Here is a 17,297-nt window from a genome sequence, read left to right as displayed (position 1 = left end):
TCAGAGCCGGCCGAGCCGCCACAGCCGCCAGGCGCCGGTGCCGTCCGAGAGGTACTGCGCGCCGGTCACGTCCTCGCCGCTGAGGACGTAGTCCTTCTTCTGCCAGAGCGGCACGATCGGGACGTCCTCGGCCACCACGCGCTGGAGGGACTTGAAGTCCTCGGCGGCGCGCCCCCGTTCGCCGTACTGCTGCGTCGAGCGGATCAGCTCGTCGGCCTTCTCGCTCGCGTAGCCGTTGTGCAGGATCGAGTCGCGTCCGATCAGGGGCTGGATGAAGTTGTCGGGGTCGGGGAAGTCCGGGACCCAGCCGATGGTGTACGCGTCGAACTCGCCGCCGGAGTAGCTCTTCTGGAACTGCGTCCACTCCTTCTCGACCACCTTCACCTTGAACAGCCCGGTCGCTTCGAGCTGCCGGCGCAGTTCGGCGGCCTCCGGTGCCGCCGCGCCGCCCTGCGCGTATCCGAGGGTGAGGTTGACCGGTGTCTGCACGTCCGCGTCGCCCTCCATGAGAGTGCGGGCGCGCTCCGTGTCCGGTTCCGGGTAGGTGTCGAAGAAGGGGGTGCTGTGGGAGGTGATGCCCTGCGGGATCAGTGAGTAGAGGGGTTCGACCGTGGACTCGTACACGTCGGAGACGATCCGGGGCCGGTCGATCACGGCGGCGACCGCCTGGCGCACCGCCTTGTCGGCCAACGGCGATCCGGACCGGGTGTTGAGGACGAGGTTGCGGATGGCGGCGCTGCCGGACTCGTTGACCTGCCCGCCGTCGGACCCGCCCTCCAGTCCGGCGATCTCGGACGGCGGGAGCTGCCGGTGGGTGACGTCGACCGTGCCGGCCTGCCAGGCGGCGGCGAGGGCGTCGGAGGTCTTGAAGTACTCGATGTCCACCGGGCCGCCGGTCTCCTCGATCGCGCCCCGGTAGCGGGTGTTGGGCTCCAGGTGGGCGGAGGAGCCCGGCAGGTAGCGGTCGAGGAGGTACGGTCCCGTACCGCCGGTCACGTCACCGTCGAGCAGCGCGTCCGCCGGGTACTGGGTGCGGTCGACGATCGAGCCCGCCCCGGTGGCCACCTTGAGCGGGAACGTCGCGTCGCGGGAGCGGAGCTGGAAGGTGACGGTCCGGCCCTTCGCGGTCACCGACTTGAGCGTGGCGAAGAGGGGCGCGGGGCCGGCGTCGGCCTTGATGGCCAGGACCCGGTCGAAGGAGTACTTGACGTCCTCAGCGGTCATCCGCGCGCCGCTGGGGAAGGTGATGTCGTCCCGCAGCTCGCAGCGGTAGGTGGTGAGTTCCGAACCGGTGAAGGCGCAGGAGCGGGCCGCGTCCGGTACGGGGGTGACCGAGGCGGGCTTGAACGTGAGCAGCGACTGGTAGATGTTGCTGAACAGCGCCCAGGAGCCCGCGTCGTACGCCCCCGCCGGGTCGAGCGACGAGACGACGTCCGTCGTGCCGACGGTGATCGCCTTGGGCTCCGCCCGGTTGGCCGGAAGCAGTTGCCAGCCGCCCACCCCCGCGACCGCGAGAACAAGACATGTGATGAGTATCCGCACCCGGACCGAACGCATCGTTGTGCCCCTCTGTCGCGCCCACCCCTGACCGCGATGGCGCATACCCAACCACACAGGTCTCCACCTGTGGAAGAGAAATGGGGGCTCTTGCGGGAAACAGTCGCGTTAAGTCGAGACAACCGGTGAGTAGCTGTTGGCAACTGGGGAAATGGCCGGTGCGGAGCCGTGAAAAAGGGGTGGGGAGGGGGGGGGGGGCCGGGGGGCCCCCCCCCCCCCCCCCCCCGGGGAGCCGCCCGCCCCGCCGGGGCGAGTGCACGGGTATGTAGGGGGGGGGGCGCGGCCCCCGGCCCCCCCCCCCCTCCCCACCCCGGGGGTCACGCCTGGCGCGAGGCCAGTTCGACGACGGTGATGTCGGAGGGCGCGCCGACCCGTACCGGCGGGCCCCAGGCGCCCGCGCCGCGCGACACGTAGAGCTGGGTGTCCTCGTACCGCTCCAGACCGGCGACGGTGGGGTTGGCGAAGCCCGCGAGGAGGCTGCCGGGCCAGACCTGGCCGCCGTGGGTGTGGCCGGAGAGCTGGAGGTCGACGCCGTGGCGTACGGCGTCGTGGATGACGACGGGCTGGTGCGCGAGGAGCACGGAGGCCCTGGCCGGGTCGCGGTCCCCGAGCGCCTTCACGAAGTCGGGGCCGTCGCCCTCGCTCTCGCCCGCGATGTCGTTGACCCCGGCGAGATCGAATCCGGCGATCTCGACGCGCTCGTTCTCCAGGGGCCGCATGCCCAGCTCGCGTACGTGGTCGACCCAGGCGGCGGCGCCGGAGAAGTACTCGTGGTTCCCGGTCACGAAGAAGGAGCCGTGCCGCGCCTCCAGACCGGCGAGGGGTGCGGCGGCCGGGCCGAGGTCCTGGACGCTGCCGTCGACCATGTCGCCGACGACGGCGATCAGGTCGGGCCGGGTGGAGTTGATCGCGTGGACGATGCGCCGGGAGTGGCCGCTGCCCAGGATCGGGCCGAGGTGGATGTCGCTGACGACGGCGATACGGAAGCCGTGCGCGGAGCGCGGCAGCTTGGCGAGCGGGACGGTGACGCGCTTGACGCGGGGGCCGCGCAGGACGCCGTACGTGCCGTACCCGACGGTGGCCAGCCCGGCGGTGGCGGCGGCGCCGCCGACGACGCGGGAGACGAAGAGCCGGCGGGAGGGGCCGGTGGGCGCGGCGGAGGGGGAGGTGGAGGTGGAAGTGGAGGTGGCAGTGACGGAAGGGGGTGCCGGGACCGGGGTGGAGGCGGTGACGGTGGCGGTGGCCGCGCCCGGCGTCGTCTCAGCGGCGGCCGGCGCCTTCTCGGCCGTGCCCGGCGCCTTCTCAGCGGCACCCGGCGTGGTCTCGGCCGCGCTGCTCTGCGTCGTACCGGCGGCGGCCGGTTCCCGTGGCTCTGTCGGAGTAGTGGGCTCCGGTGTGTTTTCCATGGCGTCCCGCCGGGCCAGGTAGCGGCGCAGCAACGGGCGCCCGACCTCCGCCACACCCAGTGCCAGCACCAGGTACAGCAGCGTCGCCAGCCACAGGAACCCCGGCCAGGCCAGGGCCTGCTGGAGCAGGAACGGTGCCTCGGAACGACTCGAAGCCATAGCGCCGACCGAGAGAACTGGCAGCAGAATAATCGCAACCGTTCCCAGTCTGCGGGCGGGCCCGGGCGCCGCCGTCGTGTCGCGCACCAGGCGCCGCCACACGTACCAGTGGGCCGCGACCAGCACCGCGACCACCGCAAGCACCGCCAGAACGACTACGACAACCACGAAGAGACCCCGCCCCTATACCTGTTGTTCAGGCTGTTCGCGCCGGAGTGCGCGGACGCCACGGAACCCGAGCACGCCGATCGCCGTCCCCAGAAGAAAGGACACGACGGCGAGCGTCAGGTGCACCCAGAAATACCCCGTCGGGTCGCCGGCGTCGTCGAAGGCGAGCCCGCTGCCGTCCTGCCAGAGATTTTTCACGAAAGTGATCCAGATGAACCAGCTCCAGACCCCGAACGCGAGCAGGAACCAGGACACGGGGCGGCTGAGCTTCATGGATTCAGTATCGCCGTCGCCCTCCGGGCGGCGGCGGCGGGGTCCGGGAGTTCCGCCGGTGTCTGCGTCCATAACCAGGGCATGTACGTTCTCGGTCGTGCCCGCTCTGAAAAAGACCGCTGTGACGGTCCTCACCGCCGCCCTGCTGCCTGTTCTGACCGTGCTGCCCGCCTCGGCGGCCGCCGCGGTCCCCGAGACGCCGGAGGCTCCCGCGACCCCCGCGGCCTCCGCGGACAGCGGGTCCGACGCCGCCGGCGGGTCCGGCTTGAAGCAGCCCCAGCCGCCCGCCTCGATGTCCACCGTGGGCGGGGCGCTGCTCGGCAAGGCGGGGACGCAGGTGAATCTCGGCGCGGGCGTGCCGGTGCTGCCCAAGAAGCTGAGCGGCCGGTCCTGGATCGTCGCGGACGCCGAGACCGGCGACGTACTGGCGTCGCACAACGCGCACTGGCGGCTGCCGCCGGCCTCCACGCTCAAGATGCTCTTCGCGGACACGCTGCTGCCCAAGCTGTCCGCGACGGAGGAGTACAAGGTGACCAACACCGACCTCGCGGACGTGGGCGCGGGCAGCAGCCTGGTCGGGGTGAAGGAGAACCTCACGTACACCGTCCACGACCTGTGGCTGGGGGTGTTCCTGCGCTCCGGCAACGACGCCGTCCATGTGCTCTCCGCCATGAACGGCGGGGTGGAGAAGACGGTGGGCGAGATGCAGGCGCAGGCCGAGGAGTTGCAGGCGCTGGACACGCATGTGGTCACGCCCGACGGTTACGACGAGAAGGGCCAGGTCTCCAGCGCGTACGACCTGACGCTGATCGCCCGTTCCGGCCTCCAGAAGAAGGAGTTCCGGGAGTACAGCTCGACGCAGAGGGCCAAGTTCCCCGGCGAGTTCTCGAAGCCGAAGGAGGGCGAGAAGAAGGAGGGCTTCAAGCCGGTACGGGAGAACTTCGAGATCCAGAACACCAACCGGCTGCTGACCGGCGCGGGCGGTGTCGCCCAGTACCGGGGCATCGCGGGCGTCAAGAACGGCAGCACCACCCACGCGGGGAACACCTTCACCGGGGTCGCCGAGCGCGATGGCAAGAAGCTGCTGGTCACGGTCATGAACCCGTCGTCCACGGAGTCCCACGCGGTCTACCAGGAGACGGCCCGGCTGCTGGACTGGGGGTTCACGGCGAGCGGCAAGGTGAAGCCGGTGGGGGTGCTGGTGCCGCCGAAGTCGGCCCGTACGAACGCATCGCCGAACCCCACACAGGTGGGATCCGGCGACGGCGCCGGCCACGACGGCGGGCCCGTGGCGGCGGCGAGCAGTGGCGGTACGGGCGGGGCCGGGGTCGCGCTCGGCATCACGGGCGGGGCGCTGGTCCTGCTGGCGGGTACGGCGTACCTGGTCAACCGGCGCTGGCCGCTGCCCGACCTGGTCCGGCGCCGCCCGCGCGCGTAGCACCCCCGTACTCCTCCCGGCCGTCGTCCTCGCCCCCGTCGCCGCCGTCGCCGCCCGGCTCCGTCCGCTCCGTCTCCGCTTCCGGTTTGCTGCCCGTCGCCGTCCAGGCGGCGCAGAACAGCAGCAGCTTCGCCGTGAAGTTGATCCACAGCAGCAGCGCCACCGGCACCCCGAACGCCCCGTACATGCTCTTCGTCGCCACGCCGCTCATGTAGCCGCCGAGCAGCAGCTTCAGCAGCTCGAAGCCGACGGCGCCGAGCAGCGCGGCGACGACGAGGCGGCGGCGCGGCGGGTGGACGCGGGGCAGCAGCGTCAGGACGTAGAGGAGGAGCAGGAAGTCGGCGACGACCGCGACCGCGAGGGCGGCGGCCTGGAGGAGTACGCCGCCCGCCCCGCCCCGGGGGATGGAGAGCTGGTCGGCGCTCCATCCGACGGCCGTCGAGCCGAGCCACGAGGCGCCGAACGAGGCGAGCCCGGCCGCGCCGAGGCCCAGCAGGACCACGGCGTCCTTGCCCTTGAGCAGGATCGGGTTGCCGTCCCGCGGGTCCTCCAGCTCCCAGACGGCCCGCAGGCACTCCCGCATCGAGCCGATCCAGCCGATGCCGGTGAGGAGCAGCAGCGCGCCGGCCACCACCCCGACGGTGCCCGCGTTGGCGACGAGGGCGTTGATGTCGAGCTGCTGCGAGATGCCGGGCACCTGCTTCGCGATGCTCTCCTGGAGCCGGTCGAGCTGCCCCTGGCTCAGCAGCGCGGCGCCGATCGCCGCGCCCACGGTGATCAGCGGGAAGAGCGCGATGAAGCTGATGAACGTGATGGCGGCGGCGAGGCGTGTCCAGTGGACCCGGTCGAGCCTCTCGTACGAGCGCCAGGCGTGGGTCCGCATCAGGCGCGCCACGACCGGACCGATGACGGGGAGGTTTTTCAGCCAGTCCATGCGGAGGTCTCTACCCCCATTCATACGAGTATCCCTGCGGCCATCACGACAAAGGCGCTCAAGAGTGAGATATAGGGTGATCCTGGCGATACGGTCGCGTCCATGCGCTCACCGATGAAGGACGCCTCCGGCACCTCACACGCCTCCGGTATCCCGCACGGCTCCGGCCTCCCGCACGGCTCCGGGATCCCAGACAGCTCGCGTCTCCCGCACTCCCCGGGCATCCCGCACTCCCTGCTCCTGCTCGGCGGAACGTCGGAGATCGGTCTGGCCACCGCGCGCCGGCTGATCGTCCGCGGCGCCCGTACGGTCTGGCTGGCGGGCCGCCCCTCCCCCGCGCTGGAGGCCGCCGCGGCCGGGCTGCGGACGCTGGGCGCGGAGGTGCGTACAGTCGCGTTCGACGCCCTGGATCCCGGCGCGCACGCGGAGGCGCTGGGGAAGGTCTTCGCGGAGGGCCCGGTCGGCCTGGTGCTGCTCGCCTTCGGGGTGCCGGGCGACCAGGCGCGGGACGAGGCGGACCCGCCGGCCGCGGCCCGGGTGGCGCAGACGAACTACACCGGCGGGGTCTCGGCCGGGCTGGTCTGCGCGGCGGCGCTGCAGGCCCAGGGGCACGGCGCGCTCGTGGTGTTCTCGTCGGTGGCGGCGGAGCGGGCCCGGCGCGCGGACTTCCTCTACGGGTCGGGCAAGGCGGGCCTCGACGCGTTCACGCAGGGGCTGGGCGACGCGATGCAGGGCACCGGCGTGCGGGTCATGGTCGTACGGCCCGGCTTCGTACGGCCGTGGTCGCCCGTGCGGCCCGGGGAGTCCGCGCGGGACCGGGCGCAGGCGCCGACGGCCCTGACGATGGCGGCGACGCCCGGGGAGGTGGCCGTGGCGGTCGAGGCGGGGCTGCGGCGGGGCGCGGAGACGGTGTGGGTGCCGGGGGCGCTGCGGGTGCTGGCGGCGGCGCTCCGGCTGCTGCCGCGCCCGCTCTTCCGCAGACTCCCCATCTGAAGGGCCCTCGGCCGCTCAGGAGCCCGGGTTCAGAGGGTCAGGGGCTCAGGGAGGCGGGGCGGTCGGCGGGGGTGGACTGGGAGGGCACCTCCGGGGTCTCCGTACCGCCGCCGAACGCGTACTCCTGCACCTTGCGCCAGACGCCGTCCGTGCCCTGTTCGTAGAGGGCGAAGGAGGCGCAGCTCCACTCCGCCGCGTACTCCGACAGCTCCTCGTAGGCCCGGTCCATCGCCTCTTCCGCGATGCCGTGCGCGACGGTCACATGCGGGTGGTACGGGAACTGGAGCTCCCGGACGAGCGGCCCGGAGGAGTCCCTGACCCGCTTCTGGAGCCAGGCGCAGGCCGAGGCGCCCTCGACGACCTGGATGTAGACGACCGGGGAGAGCGGGCGGAACGTACCGGTGCCGGAGAGCCGCATGGGGAAGGGCCGGCCGGCCGCCGCGACGGCGGCGAGGTGCGCCTCGATCGCGGGCAGGGTGGCCGCGTCCACCTCGGTGGGCGGCAGCAGCGTGACATGCGTGGGGATGCCGTGTGCGGCCGGGTCACCGAAGCCCGCACGCCGCTCCTGGATCAGAGTGCCGTAGGGCTCCGGGACCGCGATCGAAACGCCGAGCGTTACGGTCCCCACGTCGTTCTCCTCAGTCTCTCTGTCGGTCTCTGGGTCGGTCTCTGAGTCAGTCTCTGGGTCCAAGTTCTGCCGGGCATGCGCCGCCCGCCAGTGTGACGGTCGCACCGCCGTGCTGGCCAGCGCTCGCCGGACCGGGGGCCGGCGTCAGTACATGGCGTAACCGTCTGACGTACCCGCGTCACACGGATTCGTCCATACGGTCGCCCCTCCGTGGCCCCTCCGGACACCCGGTCCAGCCACCTGGCTCAGTGCTTGGCGGGCAGGAACCCCACTCTCTCGTACGTCTGGGCCAGCGTCTCCGCGGCGACCGTGCGGGCCTTCTCCGCGCCCGAGGCCAGGACGGCGTCCAACGTCTCGGGATCGTCCAGATATTCCTGGGTGCGGGCCCGGAAGGGTGTGACGAATTCGACCATCACCTCCGCCAGATCCGTCTTCAGGGCGCCGTACCCCTTGCCCTCGTACCGCTGCTCCAGATCCGCGACGGACGTCTCCGTGAGGGTGGAGTAGATCGTCAGCAGATTGCTCACGCCGGGCTTGGCCACCGCGTCGAAGCGGATCTCCGTGCCGGTGTCGGTGACCGCGCTCTTGATCTTCTTCGCGGTGGCCTTCGGCTCGTCGAGCAGATTGATCAGGCCCTTCGGCGTGGACGCCGACTTGCTCATCTTGACCGCGGGGTCCTGGAGGTCGTAGATCTTGGCGACCTCCCTGACGATGTGCGGCGCCGGGACCGTGAACGTCTCTCCGAAGCGGGAGTTGAAGCGCTCGGCGAGGTCGCGGGTCAGCTCGATGTGCTGGCGCTGGTCCTCGCCGACCGGGACGGCGTCGGCCTGGTAGAGCAGGATGTCCGCGACCTGGAGGATCGGGTACGTGAAGAGGCCGACCGTGGCGCGGTCCGTGCCCTCCTTGGCGGACTTGTCCTTGAACTGCGTCATCCGGGACGCCTCGCCGAACCCCGTGATGCAGTTCATGACCCAGGCGAGCTGGGCGTGCTCGGGGACATGGCTCTGGACGAAGAGCGTGCACCGCTGCGGATCGAGCCCGGCGGCCAGCAGTTGGGCGACGGCCAGCCGTGTGTTGGCGCGCAGCGCGGCGGGGTCCTGCGGCATCGTGATCGCGTGCAGGTCCACGACCATGTAGAACGCGTCGTGGGTCTCTTGCAGCGCCACGTACTGGCGCACCGCACCGAGGTAGTTCCCGAGGTGGAACGAGCCTGCGGTGGGCTGGATGCCGGAGAGGGCGCGAGGACTTTCTGAGGCCATGTTCAGCATTGTCTCAGGTGGGACCGACAGCTCGAAACTGTTCAGCCGGGCGACACGGCGGGCAAGCTTTCACCGTCCGGACTGCGCGCGACGAAAGAAAGTGGGGCCGTGCCCCGCGGACGCGGTAGAGCTTCGCCAGTCTGCCCTGAACGGATCGGAGAGACCCGTGTCGACAACGGAGAGCGCCATCGCCTCGGCGGAAGCCCACAGTGCGCACAATTACCATCCGCTGCCCGTCGTCGTCGCCTCGGCGGAGGGCGCGTGGATGACGGACGTCGAGGGACGGCGCTTCCTCGACATGCTCGCCGGGTACTCGGCCCTCAACTTCGGCCATGGCAACCGGCGGCTCATCGACGCCGCCAAGGCCCAGTTGGAGAGGGTGACGCTGACCTCCCGGGCCTTCCACCACGACCGGTTCGCGGAATTCTGCACGGAGCTGGCCGCGCTCTGCGGCATGGAGATGGTCCTGCCGATGAACACCGGCGCGGAGGCGGTGGAGACGGCGGTGAAGACCGCCCGGAAGTGGGGGTACCGGGTCAAGGGCGTGCCGGACGGCATGGCGAAGATCGTCGTGGCGGGCAACAACTTCCACGGCCGTACGACGACGATCATCAGCTTCTCCACGGACGCGGAGGCCCGCGCGGACTTCGGCCCGTACACCCCGGGGTTCGAGATCGTGCCGTACGGGGACCTCACCGCCATGGAGGCGGCGCTGACCGAGAACACCGTGGCCGTGCTGCTGGAGCCCATCCAGGGCGAGGCCGGGGTGCTGGTGCCGCCGCCGGGCTATCTCGCCGGGGTGCGCGAGCTGACCCGGGCGCGGAACGTGCTCTTCGTCGCGGACGAGATCCAGTCGGGGCTCGGCAGGACGGGCGCGACCTTCGCCTGTGAGCACGAAGGCGTGGTGCCGGACATGTACGTGCTCGGCAAGGCGCTCGGCGGCGGGGTGGTGCCGGTCTCGGCGGTCGTCTCCTCGGCGGCGGTGCTGGGCGTGCACCGGCCCGGCGAGCACGGGTCGACGTTCGGCGGGAACCCGCTGGCGTGCGCGGTGGCGCTGGAGGTCATCGCGATGCTGCGGACCGGCGAGTTCCAGCAGCGGGCGGCGGAGCTGGGCGACCATCTCCACCGGGAGCTGGGGCTGCTGACGGGCGGCGGGGCGGTGGCGGCGGTGCGCGGCCGGGGGCTGTGGGCCGGGGTGGACATCGTGCCGTCGCACGGCACGGGGCGGGAGATCTCGGAGCGGCTGATGGAGCGGGGTGTCCTGGTGAAGGACACGCACGGCTCGACGATCCGGATCGCTCCGCCGCTGGTGATCAGCAAGGAGGACCTGGACTGGGGGCTCGACCAGCTGCGGGCGGTGCTCGCGGAGTAGTGAAGTAGGGAAGTAGTGGAGCAGTAGCCGGGCTCCGTCGCGATGGGGGCTCAGAGCTCAGAGGATGACGTGGGGCAGGAAGCGCGCGTACTCGTCCGTGATCAGGCCCGACGACTCCCGGATGCCGAGCCCCGCCGCCTCGTCGCCGACCACCCACGCGCCGAGCACCACGTGGTTGCCGTCGAAGGCGGGCAGCGGGGCCAGTTCCTGGTAGCAGCACGCCTCGTCCCGTACCACCGGGCGGCCGTCCGGCTCGTGGATCGTGACCCCGGCGCCCTCCCGGCCCAGCAGCGGCTTGGCGACATAGCCGCGGGCGGCGGCGAGTTCGCGGGGGCCGTCGAGGTGGGCGGGGAGGAGGTGGGGGTGGCCCGGGTTCAGCTCCCAGAGGATCGCGAGGAGCGCCTTGTTGGAGAGGAGCATCTTCCAGGCGGGTTCGATCCAGCAGGTGGTGCCCGTACCGCCGCCGTTGTCGAGGGTGTCCAGGACGTGCGGGCCGAACCGGTCGGTGGCCAGCCACTCCCAGGGGTAGAGCTTGAAGCAGGTGCGGATGTAGCGGAGCCGTTCGTCGACGAAACGGCCGGAGAGCCGGTCCCAGCCGATCTCCTCGACGGAGAGCGCCTCGGTCGCCAGCCCGGCCTGGGCCGCGGTCTCGCGCAGATACGCGACGGTCATCAGGTCCTCGCCCAGTTCGTCGCCGTCGGAGTGCGCGAAGTGGACGGGGCCCGGCGGCAGCAGGGCGGCCTGCCGCCGCCAGGCGTCGACGAGGCGTTCGTGGAGGGAGTTCCACTGGTCGGCGCCGGGGAAACGGTCCTCCATCCAGAACCACTGGGCGCTCGCGGCCTCGACCAGCGAGGTGGGGGTGTCGGCGTTGTACTCCAGCATCTTCGCCGGCCCCGAGCCGTCGTAGTGCAGGTCGAACCGGCCGTACAGGGACGGCAGTTCGGCGCGGCGCCGCCAGGACTCGGAGATCAGCCCGGCCAGCCGGGGGTCGGTGACGCCGAGGTCGGCGAACCGGTCGTGCGCGACGATGTGCGCGGCGGCGTCCAGGCAGAGGGCGTGCAGTTCCTCCACGACCTCTTCGAGGGCCTCCACCTCGGGCAGGGTGAAGGTGTAGTAGGCGCTCTCGTCCCAGTACGGGCGCAGGGAGCCGTCCGGGTGGCGGGTGAGCGGGTAGACGACGCCCTGTTCCTCGACGGTGCGCTGCCAGTCGGGGCGCGGGGCGATGGTGTGACGTTTCATCAGCCGCCGCCGGAGCCGGAGCCGGAGCAGCCGAAGCCGCCGCGGTCGACCGCCGCCTTGTCGAAACTGCCGCCCTCGACCTTGCCCTTGCTGCTGGAACCCCCGTAGTAGTACGAGCCGCTGCCACCGCTCTTGCACTGGGAGCTGGGCAGGGACTCCTTGGTCGTACGGTCGGCGCACCGCTTGTCGGGCTCCGAGCCGCAGGACGTGAGGGCGAGTGCCAGCACCCCCATGGACCCCAGCACGACCGTGCTCGACCTCAGTTTCCGTTCCCGTGCGGTCATGTGCCGCACCTCCCCCGTGGTGTTCGATTCTGGCCAAGAGGCCGCCCGAACACCTTAGATGGCCGGTTCGGCCTCTTGTAAGGACGGTGCGCCGTCTGTTGCCCGGATGTGCCCGTTGGAGAGGACCTAAGGTCGCTTTGTGCTTCTCGGGATGATCTGCGCACTGGGTTCGGCGGTCTGTTACGGCACCGCGTCCGTGCTCCAGGCCGTCGCGGCGCGCGCCGCGGAACCCGGGACCGGGTCGGGGGTCGATCCGGCACTGCTGCTGCGGGCGCTGCGGCAGTGGCGGTACGCGGCCGGACTCGGCCTGGACGGGCTGGGGTTCGCCCTCCAGATCGTCGCGCTGCGCGCGCTGCCGATCTACGCGGTGGGCGCGGCGCTCGCCGCGAGTCTGGCGGTGACGGCGGTGGTCGCCGCGCGGGTGCTGCGGGTACGCCTCAGCTCCACGGAGTGGGCCGCGGTGGCGGTGGTCTGCGGTGGCCTGGCGATGCTGGGACTCGCCTCGGGCGCGGAGGGGCACGGTACGGGCCCAGCCGCCCTGCGCTGGGCCCTGCCGGCCGTCGTGGCGGCGATCCTCCTGGCGGGCGCGGTCGCGGGGCGCCTCCCCGGCCGGGCGCGGGCGCTGGTGCTGGGGCTGGGCGCGGGGTTCGGCTTCGGGGTGGTGGAGGTCGCGGTCCGGCTGATCGACCCGGCCGATCCCCTCGCCCCCGGGAACCCGGCGCTCTGGGCGCTGCCGCTGGCCGGCGGGGCCGCGTTCCTGCTGCTCACCTCGGCGTTCCAGCGCGGCTCCGTGACCACGGCGACGGCGGGCCTGGTCCTCGGCGAGACGGTCGGCCCGGCCCTGGTGGGCGTGGCCTGGCTCGGTGACCGCACCCGGGACGGGCTGGCGTGGCTGGCGGTGACGGGCTTCGCGGTGGCGGTGGCGGGCGCGCTGACCCTGGCCCGCTTCGGGGAACCGCCGGCGCCCGCCGGGCCGGGGGGAACGGCTGGGAAAAGGGCTGGGGGAAGGGCTGGGGGAAGGGCTGGCGAGTAGACGCCAGAGAGTGATCGAGCCATTGCCCACGGCGATCACGGTGAGCGACGATGTCCCGTATCCGATATCCGATGAAGCCGTATCCGATGAAGGGGAGGTGACCATGGGTGGTCACAGCAAGCCCGATCCCGCCCCCTCCCAGGGCAAGCCCCCGCCGGGGAACTCCGACAGCAAGGTGCCCGATCCGCCACCGCCCACCGGCAAGCGCAGGAAGGAGGGGTGCTGACCCCCGTCGATGCGTACCGGCGGCGGCTTGCGGACGACATGGCGGTCCGGGGCTGCTGGCCGGAGGATTCGCCCTGGGTCCGCTCGGCCGTCGAGGCCCTGCCCCGGCACCGGTTCGCCCCCGAGCGGGTCTGGGTGTGGGACGGCGAGGAGTACCTGCCGGTGGACCGCGCCACCGACCCCCGGGGATGGGCGGGCGCCGTGTACGCCGGGTCGTACGACTCCACGGTCATCCAGGTCACCGACGGCCTGCCCACCTCCAGCCTGTCCTGCGTCTCCGTCGTGGCCGACATGCTCGACTCGCTGATGCCCGAGCCCGGCCACCGGGTGCTCGAACTCGGCACGGGAGCGGGGTGGAACGCCGCGCTGCTCGGGCTGCGCGCGGGCGCCGGGCGGGTCGCCAGTGTGGAGTTCGACGCGGGTCTCGCGGACGCCGCGCGGGAGCGGATCAGGAGCGCGGGCGCGGAGGTATCGGTACGGGTGGGTGACGGGTCGCTCGGGCTGCGGGACGGGGCACCGTACGACCGGGTGATCGCGACCTACGCGGTGGAGGAGGTGCCCTGGGCCTGGGTGGCGCAGACCCGCCCCGGCGGCCGGATCGTCACCCCGTGGGGGCGGCTCGGGCATGTCGCGCTCACGGTGGCCGGCGACGGCCGGTCGGCCTCCGGCTGGGTGCAGGGCCTGGGGATGTTCATGCCCAGCCGGTACGCCGCCGGACCGGGCCCGGGGTTCCACGAGATCCGCGCCGCCGTCCCACCGGAGACGGAGTCCCCGTTCTCCAGGGACCCTTCGGCGCTCACGGACGGGAACGCGCTCTTCGCCCTGCGGGTGCTGCTCCCCGACGTACGGATCATCACGGAGTCGGGCAGGGACGGTGTGCGCGCCCTGCTGCACGACGGCCGTTCCTCCTGGGCGACCCTCGCCGGGACGGCGGGCCGCCCGGCCGTGGCCCGTCAGGGCGGGGCACGGCGGCTGGCCGACGAGGTGGCGCGGGCGTGGCGGAGGTGGGAACGCGCGGGCGCGCCGTCGCTCCACGACTTCGGCATGACGCGGACGCCCGACGAGCAGTACATCTGGAGCGGCGACCGGGAGACGGGCCCCCGCTGGGCGCCCGGGTAGCCGGCCGTTCGGTGCCATGGCCCGCGTCGGTGCCGTGTCCCGCGCGGCCGCTCGGCGACGTGCCCGGTGTCACGGCAGGGCGCGGCACAGGGCGTCCAGGGCGCCCGCCCACGCGCTGTCGGGCGGGGTGCCGTAGCCGACGACCAGGGCGTCCGGGCCCGGTGGTGTCGACGGGTGGCGGAAGCCGGCCAGGCCTTCCAGGGCCAGGCCCTGCCAGGCCGCACCCTCGACCACCGCGCGTTCCATGCCCGGCGGCAGCTCGATGACGGCGTGCAGCCCGGCCGCGACCCCGGTCACCCGGACGTCGGGGGCCCGGTCCGCGAGGGCCTCGGTGAGCTGGTCGCGACGGCGCCGGTAGCGCAGCCGCATGGCGCGAACATGGCGGTCGTACGCGCCCGAGGCGATGAACTCCGCGAGCGTGAGCTGGTCCAGCGCGCTCGACGCCCAGCCGGTGGTCTCCTTCACCGCCGTCACCTCCTCCACCAGCCCGTCCGGCACCACCAGCCAGCCCAGCCGCAGCCCGGGGGCCAGGGACTTGCTTGCCGTACCGAGGTAGACCACCCGCTCCGCGTCGAGCCCCTGGAGCGCCCCGACGCGCTGGCGGTCGTAGCGGAACTCCCCGTCGTAGTCGTCCTCCAGGAGCAGCCCGCCCGTGGCGCGCGCCCAGTCGACCGCAGCCGCGCGCCGGTCGGGGTGGAGGGCGCCGCCCGTCGGGAACTGGTGCGCCGGGGTCATCAGCACCGCGCCGACGCCCTGGGTACGGGCCAGCTCCGGCAGTTCCTCGGTGCGGGTGCCGCGCGCGTCGAGACCGAGCGCGGGCGTGCGGATCCCGGCGCCGGTCAGCTTGGCGCGGTGGTGCCGCAGCCCGTACGCCTCGACGGCCACAGCCCGCACCCGGCGCGCCCTGAGCACCTGCGCGAGCAGGCTCAGCCCGTGGACGAAACCCGCGCAGACCACGATCCGCTCCGGGGTGACGTCCACCCCGCGCGCCCGTGCCAGATAGTCGGCGAGGACGGTCCGCAGCTCGATCCGGCCGCGCGGGTCGCCGTAGCCGAAGGCGTCGTACGGCGCGGCGGTCAGCGCGCGGCGGGCCGCCGTCAGCCACTGGGCGCGGGGGAACGCGGCGAGGTCGGGGGAGCCCGCGAGCAGGCTGTGCGCGGCGCGGCCCGGGTCGCGCCGGCCCCCGACCGCCACCGGCGCGGTCCGGCGCGGCGCGGAGCGCCTGGCGACCCGGGTGCCCGAGCCCTGCCGGGCGGTGAGCCAGCCCTCGGCGACGAGCTCGGCGTAGGCGTCGGCCACGGTGTTACGGGCCACGCCCAGATCGGCGGCGAGGGAGCGGGAGGACGGCAGCCGGGTGCCGGGCGCGAGCCGGCCCGTACGGACGGCGTCCCGCAGGGCGTCCATCAGGCCGGCGCGCAGCCGGGGGCCGCGCAGCTCCAGGTGGAGGTCGCCGCCGAAGGAGACCGTCGGCCCGCGCGGACCGGGCGGCCGGTCCGTGTCCGATGGCCGGTCCGTATCCGATGGCCCGTTTGCGGACGATGGCTCGGGGCGCCGATTGGCCCAGGAATCTGTCATGGAAATGGACCATAGCCCTGTGCCACTGGCGGCGTAGCGTCGTACTCATGACGACAGACACGACAGACACAGCGAACGCGACGAACATGACGGCCACCACGAGCACGACCGGCACCCTGCCCGAGCACACCCCCCGCCTCAATCTCGCCCAGCTCGTCCCCGACGTCTACAAGGCCATGGTCCGGCTGGACGCGGCGGCCCGGCAGGGGGTGGACCCGACCCTGCTCGAACTGGTCAAGATCCGTGCCTCGCAGCTCAACCACTGCGCCTTCTGCCTCGACATGCACTCGAAGGACGCGCTGGCGGCCGGCGAGTCGGTGGAGCGGATCGTGCAGCTCAGCGCGTGGGAGGAGTCCCGGCACTTCTACACGGCGAAGGAGATCGCCGCGATCGAGCTGGCCGAGGCGATCACCGTACTGACCGTCGGCTTCGTGCCGGACGAGGTGTACGAGAGGGCCGCCGCGCACTTCGACGAGACCGAGCTGGCCCATCTCATCTCGGCGATCACGGTGATCAACGCCTGGAACCGCTTCGCCGTGACCACCCGTGGCGTCCCGGGCCACTACACCCCGGGCAGCCACAAGTAACCGCCCCGGGCGCCGTCGTCCGCACCGGCCTCGAACCGGTGCACCGGACCCTTACGACTTCGGCAGCCACTTCCGCCACGTCGGCTCGTTCGCCCCGACCCACTTCTTCGCCGCCTCCTCCGGCGTGAGCTTCTGCTCGGCGATCATCAGGGCGACCTCGTTCTGCGCCTCGGTCGTCCAGCGGAAGTTCTTCAGCAGGGCCGCCGCTCCGCCGCCCTTCTCCGCGAAGTCCGCGTTCAGGTACTTCTGGAGCGGGGTGTGCGGATAGGCGCAGGCGACCTTCTTCGCGTCGGCGTCGCACCCTTCCTTGTACTCCGGGAGCTTCACCTCCGTCATGGGGACCTTCTGGAACAGCCACTGCGGCGTGTACCAGTAGGTCAGGAAGGGCTTCTTCTCCTTGGCGAACTGCTTGATCTGGGTGATCTGGGCCGCCTCGGAGCCCGAGAAGACCACTTGATAGTCCAGTTTCAGATTGGCCACCAACGCCTTGTCATTGGTGACGTACGACGGCGAGCCGTCCAGCAACTGGCCCTTGCCGCCGCTCTCCGGGGTACGGAACTGGTCCGCGTACTTGTTGAGGTTCCGCCAGTCCGTCACGTCCGGGTGCTGCTTCGCGAAGTACGTGGGGACGAACCAGCCGATGTGGCCGGTGACTCCGAGCCCGCCGCCCGGTGTGATGGTCTTCTTGTCCTCGATGTAGCGCTGTTCCTGTTCCGGGTGGCCCCAGTCCTCCAGGATCGCGTCGACCCGGCCCTGGCTGAGGGCGTCCCACGCGGGGACCTCGTCGATCTGGACGGTGTCCACGCGGTAGCCCAGCTCGTGTTCGAGGAGATACGTCGCCACGGCCACGTTGGCCTGGGCGCCCACCCACGACTGCACGGAGAGGGTGACGGTCTTCGAGCCCTGTGCGTTGGCGTACGGGGACGCCTGCTTGGTCATGTCGGCCGCGCCGCAGCCGGTGACGGCCAGCAGTACGGCCACCGACGCGAGGGCCCCCGCCGTACGCGGACGGACCTGCCCGCGCGGGCGCGTTCCGGTGCGTGCCATG

The 17,297-nt window shown here is 72.2% G+C and carries 17 protein-coding genes; 7 read left to right on the top strand and 10 right to left on the bottom strand.

Annotation, left to right across the window (positions count from 1 at the left end; genetic code table 11):
- The 3 genes from ACFTZC_RS12600 to ACFTZC_RS12590 all read right to left on the bottom strand — a co-directional run bounded on the left by ACFTZC_RS12600 (position 1) and on the right by ACFTZC_RS12590 (position 3,563).
- Positions 1–1,557 carry an ABC transporter substrate-binding protein gene (locus ACFTZC_RS12600; RefSeq protein ID WP_382888786.1) on the bottom strand — a complete coding sequence of 519 codons (1,557 nt, stop codon included), beginning with the start codon at positions 1,555–1,557 and terminating at the stop codon, positions 1–3.
- A 317-nt stretch (positions 1,558–1,874) separates the two neighbouring features.
- A complete protein-coding gene (locus ACFTZC_RS12595; RefSeq protein ID WP_382888785.1) occupies positions 1,875–3,122 on the bottom strand; it encodes a metallophosphoesterase in 1,248 nt (415 codons plus the stop codon).
- 183 nt (positions 3,123–3,305) lie between these two features.
- The gene (locus ACFTZC_RS12590) at positions 3,306–3,563 is read right to left on the bottom strand and encodes an SCO4848 family membrane protein (RefSeq protein ID WP_365807285.1); all 258 of its coding nucleotides are present in this window, start codon (positions 3,561–3,563) and stop codon (positions 3,306–3,308) included.
- Positions 3,564–3,660: 97 nt separating this feature from the next.
- On the opposite strand from ACFTZC_RS12590, the gene ACFTZC_RS12585 reads away from it, so the two are divergent.
- Entirely contained in the window at positions 3,661–5,001 is a 1,341-nt protein-coding gene (locus ACFTZC_RS12585; protein WP_382888784.1) for a D-alanyl-D-alanine carboxypeptidase family protein, read from the top strand.
- Here ACFTZC_RS12585 and ACFTZC_RS12580 read toward each other — a convergent pair.
- Positions 4,949–5,935, bottom strand: coding sequence for a YihY/virulence factor BrkB family protein (locus ACFTZC_RS12580; RefSeq protein ID WP_382888783.1), 987 nt, complete (start codon positions 5,933–5,935; stop codon positions 4,949–4,951). The genes ACFTZC_RS12585 and ACFTZC_RS12580 overlap by 53 nt on opposite strands.
- 102 nt (positions 5,936–6,037) lie before the next feature.
- On the opposite strand from ACFTZC_RS12580, the gene ACFTZC_RS12575 reads away from it, so the two are divergent.
- On the top strand, positions 6,038–6,928 hold the full coding sequence (locus ACFTZC_RS12575; protein WP_382888782.1) for an SDR family NAD(P)-dependent oxidoreductase: 891 nt from the start codon (positions 6,038–6,040) through the stop codon (positions 6,926–6,928).
- 37 nt (positions 6,929–6,965) lie between these two features.
- On the opposite strand, the gene ACFTZC_RS12570 is transcribed toward ACFTZC_RS12575, so the two are convergent.
- Positions 6,966–7,556 (bottom strand): 2'-5' RNA ligase family protein, encoded by a 591-nt coding sequence (locus ACFTZC_RS12570; RefSeq protein WP_382888781.1) that lies wholly within the window; start codon positions 7,554–7,556, stop codon positions 6,966–6,968.
- 245 nt (positions 7,557–7,801) lie between these two features.
- The gene (trpS, locus tag ACFTZC_RS12565; protein ID WP_382888780.1) at positions 7,802–8,815 is read right to left on the bottom strand and encodes a tryptophan--tRNA ligase; all 1,014 of its coding nucleotides are present in this window, start codon (positions 8,813–8,815) and stop codon (positions 7,802–7,804) included.
- Between the two features lie 166 nt (positions 8,816–8,981).
- Here trpS and rocD point away from each other — a divergent pair, with 166 nt between their 5' ends.
- Positions 8,982–10,187, top strand: a complete 1,206-nt coding sequence (gene rocD, locus ACFTZC_RS12560; protein ID WP_382888779.1) for an ornithine--oxo-acid transaminase — start codon at positions 8,982–8,984, stop codon at positions 10,185–10,187.
- 57 nt (positions 10,188–10,244) lie between these two features.
- Here rocD and ACFTZC_RS12555 read toward each other — a convergent pair whose 3' ends face one another.
- Together ACFTZC_RS12555 and ACFTZC_RS12550 are read right to left on the bottom strand one after the other, a co-directional pair.
- Complete coding sequence (locus ACFTZC_RS12555; protein WP_382888778.1) at positions 10,245–11,426, bottom strand: glutathionylspermidine synthase family protein; 1,182 nt, start codon at positions 11,424–11,426, stop codon at positions 10,245–10,247.
- Positions 11,426–11,710, bottom strand: coding sequence for a hypothetical protein (locus tag ACFTZC_RS12550; protein WP_382888777.1), 285 nt, complete (start codon positions 11,708–11,710; stop codon positions 11,426–11,428). The genes ACFTZC_RS12555 and ACFTZC_RS12550 overlap by 1 nt, the downstream gene beginning before the upstream one ends.
- 151 nt (positions 11,711–11,861) lie before the next feature.
- Here ACFTZC_RS12550 and ACFTZC_RS12545 point away from each other — a divergent pair, with 151 nt between their 5' ends.
- The 3 genes from ACFTZC_RS12545 (at position 11,862) to ACFTZC_RS12535 (ending at position 14,087) form a co-directional block, all read left to right on the top strand.
- Positions 11,862–12,743 (top strand): hypothetical protein, encoded by an 882-nt coding sequence (locus ACFTZC_RS12545; RefSeq protein ID WP_382888776.1) that lies wholly within the window; start codon positions 11,862–11,864, stop codon positions 12,741–12,743.
- Between the two features lie 103 nt (positions 12,744–12,846).
- Positions 12,847–12,969: a hypothetical protein gene (locus ACFTZC_RS12540; RefSeq protein ID WP_382888775.1), complete on the top strand. Its 123-nt coding sequence runs from the start codon at positions 12,847–12,849 to the stop codon at positions 12,967–12,969.
- Positions 12,963–14,087, top strand: a complete 1,125-nt coding sequence (locus ACFTZC_RS12535; RefSeq protein WP_382888774.1) for a methyltransferase domain-containing protein — start codon at positions 12,963–12,965, stop codon at positions 14,085–14,087. The genes ACFTZC_RS12540 and ACFTZC_RS12535 overlap by 7 nt, the downstream gene beginning before the upstream one ends.
- Before the next feature lie 69 nt (positions 14,088–14,156).
- Here ACFTZC_RS12535 and ACFTZC_RS12530 read toward each other — a convergent pair whose 3' ends face one another.
- Complete coding sequence (locus ACFTZC_RS12530) at positions 14,157–15,662, bottom strand: PLP-dependent aminotransferase family protein (protein WP_382888773.1); 1,506 nt, start codon at positions 15,660–15,662, stop codon at positions 14,157–14,159.
- Positions 15,663–15,709: 47 nt separating this feature from the next.
- Here ACFTZC_RS12530 and ACFTZC_RS12525 point away from each other — a divergent pair, with 47 nt between their 5' ends.
- Positions 15,710–16,249, top strand: coding sequence for a carboxymuconolactone decarboxylase family protein (locus ACFTZC_RS12525; protein WP_382888772.1), 540 nt, complete (start codon positions 15,710–15,712; stop codon positions 16,247–16,249).
- A 51-nt stretch (positions 16,250–16,300) separates the two neighbouring features.
- Here ACFTZC_RS12525 and ACFTZC_RS12520 read toward each other — a convergent pair whose 3' ends face one another.
- Positions 16,301–17,296 (bottom strand): ABC transporter substrate-binding protein, encoded by a 996-nt coding sequence (locus ACFTZC_RS12520; protein WP_382888771.1) that lies wholly within the window; start codon positions 17,294–17,296, stop codon positions 16,301–16,303.
- Position 17,297: the final 1 nt, after the last annotated feature.

This window comes from Streptomyces sp. NPDC056987, from assembly GCF_042673865.1.
GTDB lineage: Bacteria > Actinomycetota > Actinomycetes > Streptomycetales > Streptomycetaceae > Streptomyces.
The sequence above is the reverse complement of the archived record's forward strand: the minus strand, read 5'-3'. Positions and strand labels throughout refer to the sequence as shown.

What these genes read in the sequence shown, in the direction of transcription:
- ACFTZC_RS12600 (WP_382888786.1), bottom strand. Translation starts at nt 1,557, where the DNA reads ATGCGTTCGGTCCGGGTGCGGATACTCATCACATGTCTTGTTCTCGCG.
- ACFTZC_RS12595 (WP_382888785.1), bottom strand. Translation starts at nt 3,122, where the DNA reads ATGGCTTCGAGTCGTTCCGAGGCACCGTTCCTGCTCCAGCAGGCCCTG.
- ACFTZC_RS12590 (WP_365807285.1), bottom strand. Translation starts at nt 3,563, where the DNA reads ATGAAGCTCAGCCGCCCCGTGTCCTGGTTCCTGCTCGCGTTCGGGGTC.
- ACFTZC_RS12580 (WP_382888783.1), bottom strand. Translation starts at nt 5,935, where the DNA reads ATGGACTGGCTGAAAAACCTCCCCGTCATCGGTCCGGTCGTGGCGCGC.
- ACFTZC_RS12575 (WP_382888782.1), top strand. Translation starts at nt 6,038, where the DNA reads ATGCGCTCACCGATGAAGGACGCCTCCGGCACCTCACACGCCTCCGGT.
- trpS (WP_382888780.1), bottom strand. Translation starts at nt 8,815, where the DNA reads ATGGCCTCAGAAAGTCCTCGCGCCCTCTCCGGCATCCAGCCCACCGCA.
- ACFTZC_RS12555 (WP_382888778.1), bottom strand. Translation starts at nt 11,426, where the DNA reads ATGAAACGTCACACCATCGCCCCGCGCCCCGACTGGCAGCGCACCGTC.
- ACFTZC_RS12550 (WP_382888777.1), bottom strand. Translation starts at nt 11,710, where the DNA reads ATGACCGCACGGGAACGGAAACTGAGGTCGAGCACGGTCGTGCTGGGG.
- ACFTZC_RS12545 (WP_382888776.1), top strand. Translation starts at nt 11,862, where the DNA reads ATGATCTGCGCACTGGGTTCGGCGGTCTGTTACGGCACCGCGTCCGTG.
- ACFTZC_RS12540 (WP_382888775.1), top strand. Translation starts at nt 12,847, where the DNA reads ATGGGTGGTCACAGCAAGCCCGATCCCGCCCCCTCCCAGGGCAAGCCC.
- ACFTZC_RS12530 (WP_382888773.1), bottom strand. Translation starts at nt 15,662, where the DNA reads ATGACAGATTCCTGGGCCAATCGGCGCCCCGAGCCATCGTCCGCAAAC.
- ACFTZC_RS12525 (WP_382888772.1), top strand. Translation starts at nt 15,710, where the DNA reads ATGACGACAGACACGACAGACACAGCGAACGCGACGAACATGACGGCC.
- ACFTZC_RS12520 (WP_382888771.1), bottom strand. Translation starts at nt 17,296, where the DNA reads ATGGCACGCACCGGAACGCGCCCGCGCGGGCAGGTCCGTCCGCGTACG.